4 protein-coding genes are annotated in these 3,447 nt (G+C 73.2%); all 4 read left to right on the top strand.

Annotated features, from left to right (window positions below; genetic code table 11):
• Positions 1-532 (top strand): MFS transporter (locus tag L2I40_RS20760; protein WP_237217074.1); only part of this gene is annotated, 532 nt, incomplete at its 5' end.
• Between the two features lie 178 nt (positions 533-710).
• Positions 711-1,187 (top strand): DNA starvation/stationary phase protection protein Dps, encoded by a 477-nt coding sequence (gene dps / locus L2I40_RS20755; RefSeq protein ID WP_237217073.1) that lies wholly within the window; start codon positions 711-713, stop codon positions 1,185-1,187.
• A 33-nt stretch (positions 1,188-1,220) separates the two neighbouring features.
• On the top strand, positions 1,221-2,699 hold the full coding sequence (locus tag L2I40_RS20750; RefSeq protein WP_237217072.1) for an AMP nucleosidase: 1,479 nt from the start codon (positions 1,221-1,223) through the stop codon (positions 2,697-2,699).
• A gap of 466 nt (positions 2,700-3,165) precedes the next feature.
• Positions 3,166-3,447 (top strand): hypothetical protein (locus tag L2I40_RS20745; protein ID WP_237217071.1); only part of this gene is annotated, 282 nt, incomplete at its 3' end.

The raw sequence follows: 3,447 nt of genomic DNA, 5'->3' as shown, positions 1-3,447 counted from the left end.
CGCCTTCGGCGCGGCTTTCGGCGGCTGGGCCGGCGAGGCGCTCGGCCTGCCGTTCGCCCTCGGCCTGTCGGGCCTGCTCTGCGCGGCCGGCGGGCTGGCCACGCGGCACCTGTCGCTCGATCCGGCGCCCACGCCACCGGCTCCTGCGGACCCGGTCGCGCCGCCGCGCCCCGAGCCCGCCGATCCCGCCCTCGCCCCGCTGCTGGCGACCGGATCGCACCGCGTGCTCGAGGCCGTGCGCTACCGCATCGCGCCAGAGGACCGCACCGCCTTCCTCGCCGCAATGGCGGAAGCGCGCTTCGTCCGGCAGCGCTGCGGCGCCCTGGCTTGGCGCCTCTGGGAGGACGTCGCCCATCCCGACCGCTGGGTCGAGCTCTGGGTGGTGGACAACTGGGCCGAGCACCTGCGCGAGGCCGAGCGCCTGACCGAGCCCGACCGCGCCATCCTCGGCCGCGCCGCCGCGCTGCACCGGGGCGAGGGGCCGCCCGAGGTGGCCCGCTACCTCGACGTGGTGCCCGACGCGTCCCGCTAGACCGGAGTTGGGCTGACCGTCTTCAGCCCAACTCCGGCCTAGCTGTTGTGGTGGCCCGGCGATTCACGGCCTGACCGTGCCCACCTTCGGTGTGCACGGTCAGGACGATCGCGGGCGAACGGCTGCAACGAACGGGCGGCGCGCGACGTTCGGCTGCGGAGCCATGTCGGAGAACCCCATGCCGAGCCGGAACGACCTGCACGACAACGCGAAGCGGACCTCGATCGAGGTGCTGGACGGCGTGCTGGCCGACAGCATCGATCTCTACAACATGACCCGGCATGCGCATTGGAACGTGAAGGGGCCGCACTTCGCGTCGCTGCACCAGCTCTTCGAGACCTTCTACGCGCAGCTCGCCACCGATATCGACGAGTTGGCGGAGCGGCTGGTCACGCTCGGCGGCACCGCGATGGGCGTCTCGCAATCCATCCCCGGCAGGACCCGCCTGCCGCCCTACCCCGCCGGGATCCGCCAGGGCCAGGCGCATCTCGAGAACCTTCTCCAGCGCTACGCCCTGGTAGCAGGCAACCTTCGAGCCGGCGTCGAGGCGACCGACGAGGCCGGGGACGCGGACACGGCCGATCTCCTCACCGGCCTGTCGCGCAACATCGACAAGGCGGTGTGGATGATGGAGGCAACGGCCGAGACGGCGTAGCCGTCCGACCCTGCCACGCGGTAAGGGACAGGGATGGAACCCGCGTCCCTCGCAACGCCCGAGGCGGTGGTGGACCGCCTCGAGGCCCTGCACAGCCAGGCCACCGCCGCGCTCCGCGCCGCGCTCGAACGCACCCTGTCCGGCGGCGCGCCGCCCGATGCCGCGGAGCGCACCCGCTTCCGCTATCCCGAGCTGCGCCTGACCTACGCGCCCGGCGTCGCGCCCGGCCTGCCGCTCGGCGCCGATCCGGCCAACCGGCGCGCCTGGGCGCGCTTCGAGGCGCCGGGCCTCTACGCCACCACCGTCACCCAGCCCGCCTTCTTCCGCCCCTATCTGCTGGAACAGCTCCGCCCCCTGATGGCCGAGTTCGGCGCGACGGCCGAGGTCGCGACCAGCGCGCAGGAGATCCCCTACCCCTATGTGCTGGACCGCGCCGGCACATGGGACGCGGGCGACGGCACGGCGGCGATGCTCGCGCGCCACTTCCCGACCCCCTCGCTCGCCGCCGTCGGCGACGAGGTGGCGGACGGCGAGTGGCGGCACGATCCCGGCGCGGCGCTCCCGCTCGCGCTGTTCGACGGGCCGCGCGTCGACTACTCGCTGCGCCGGATCGTGCACTACACCGGCACCGACTGGCGCGCGATGCAGCCCTGGATCCTGCTCACCAACTACCACCGCTACGTGGACCAGTTCATCCGCTGGGGCATCGCGCAGCTGTCGCAGCCCGGCACGCCCTGGACCACGCTGGTGCTGCCGGGCGGCGTGCGCATCGGCCGCGACGACCTTGCGCAGGCGGATGCGATGGTCGCCTCCTCGCCCTGGCACCGCTTCCAGATGCCGGCCTACCACCTGCTGCGCGACGACGATGCCGGCGTCTCGCTCGTCAACATCGGCGTCGGTCCCTCGAACGCGAAGAACATCACCGACCACCTCGCCGTGCTGCGCCCGCATTGCTGGCTGATGGTCGGCCATTGCGCCGGGCTGCGCTCGTCCCAGGCGATCGGCGACTACGCGCTCGCGCATGGCTATCTCCGCCGCGACCGCATCCTCGACGACCTCGTCCCCCCAGATGTGCCTGTCCCCGCCCTGGCCGAGATCCAGGTCGCCCTGCAGGAAGCCGCGGCCCGGGTGACCGGCGAGCGCGGCGAGGCGCTGAAGCGCCGCCTGCGCACCGGCACCGTCGTCACCTATGACGACCGGAACTGGGAGCTGCGCTGGTCGCGCGAACGGCGCGCGATCAACCTCTCCCGCGCCATCGCGGTGGACATGGAGAGCGGCACGCTCGCGGCGCAGGGCTACCGCTTCCGCGTGCCCTACGGCACGCTGCTCTGCGTCTCCGATCGTCCGCTGCATGGGGAGATCAAGCTGCCGGGCGCGGCGAGCGCCTTCTACGAGCGCGCCGTCGGCCAGCATCTGATGATCGGGCTCGAGGCGGTGGAGATCCTGCGCGGCGACCTGGCCGCCCTACACAGCCGCAAGCTCCGCAGCTTCGACGAGCCGCCCTTCCGCTGACGCCCCGCACGCGCGGACAAGGCGCCGATCCGGGCGCCCCTACCCGGTCCGTCAGGCTCGGGCGCCTGTCATCGTCTGCTGCCGCGGCGTCGGAGGACAGGGCGGCACGGCATCGGAACGCGAAGCAGGAAGACGAGCCCGCCCACCGGGAGCGGGCCCGCCGCGCTGGTCAGATGATCGCGTCGTTGGTCAGGGTGACCGAGAAGGTGTCCGTGGCCCAGTCGCCGTCGTCATCGTAAAGCGCAGCCGCCAGGTTCAGTCGGACATGTAGCCGGCACCCGGATCCTCCTGCGCGCCCCCGTAGGTCGCGGCATTGCTCAATTGCGGCACCGTCAGGGACAGGCTGTCTCGAACGGATCGGGGCCCGGGCGAGCGCGCTGTCGTCCCCGCATCCTGCAGCGCATCGAATGCGCGCCTGCAGAATCGTGTCTCGCCCGCGCCCGGTCCGGCGTGCTGCCATCACCGGATGCCCGACGCCCCACCCGCGGCCCGTGCCGTCGCCCACGCCTTCCCCCTCCGGGCCGGCCGACTGCCTCCGACCTTCGACCGCGACCTCACCGTCGTCGTCCTCTCCTCGCTCACGGCTTTCCTGGACCGGCGACAGGGGGCCAGCCAGGCGGCCGTCGCGGACGCGCTCTACGACGCCGCTCTGGACTGGGCCCGGCTGATCCCGGAGCCAGGCCAGGCCGCTGCCTTCGCCGGCGCCCTCGCCCGCGCCGCCGTCAGGCTGCAGCGCCGCCGCGCCGCC

It is taken from the genome of Falsiroseomonas oryziterrae (genome assembly GCF_021864505.1).
GTDB classification, from domain to species: Bacteria; Pseudomonadota; Alphaproteobacteria; order Acetobacterales; family Acetobacteraceae; genus Falsiroseomonas; species Falsiroseomonas oryziterrae.
Note: the sequence above shows the minus strand (reverse complement) of the source record. Positions and strands in the feature narration are given on the sequence as shown.